The organism is Elizabethkingia argenteiflava, from assembly GCF_009904105.1.
Lineage (GTDB): Bacteria > Bacteroidota > Bacteroidia > Flavobacteriales > Weeksellaceae > Elizabethkingia > Elizabethkingia argenteiflava.
The window spans coordinates 1-529 of the sequence record NZ_JAAABJ010000365.1; the positions used below are offsets into that span (position 1 = coordinate 1).

The 529-nt window shown below is 31.0% G+C and carries 1 protein-coding gene; it reads right to left on the reverse strand.

What is annotated here, in order from left to right; translation table 11 throughout:
- Nucleotides 1–80: 80 nt before the first annotated feature.
- Entirely contained in the window at nucleotides 81–257 is a 177-nt protein-coding gene (locus GNY06_RS04100; protein WP_166518920.1) for a hypothetical protein, read from the reverse strand.
- Nucleotides 258–529: the final 272 nt, after the last annotated feature.

The following is a 529-nucleotide window of genomic DNA, read 5'->3' on the forward strand; positions in this document are numbered from 1 at the left end:
ACTTCTTCAATAATAAGTCCTTTATCACTAGCTTGTTTTTTAAAAAGCTCTTGTGCCTTTATTCCTGCACGGTACCAATCTTAGAATAGGTTTTTATAGTTTTCATGACCTGCTACCTTGAAAGGCTTCCAATGTTCTTCTCTCGGATAAATAATTGAATCATCAGTAATCGTATCCACATAGCACAAACGCTCATAACTTTCTACATAGGTGTGCTCTATTTTTCCTTCAGTAATGTTTATAATATGATATCCCATAAATAATATTTTAAAATTTATTGGTTTATTTAGATCCTGTTTAAATTTTATTGATTAATAATTTTATAGCAGATAATTTGGTCATATTTTCGGAGGATTCATGTAAGAGTTGATAATTCCTGCAAAGCCTTCTATCATTATCAAATCATGAAAAGGTTCTTTCTATTACCCATCGTTTACTTACAGGTTTAAACTCCTTTTTTGCCAGCTTTTCTTTGTCCCTGCTTACTACTTTTATCAGATAGGAATAAAGCTTATCGGCTTTCTCTATA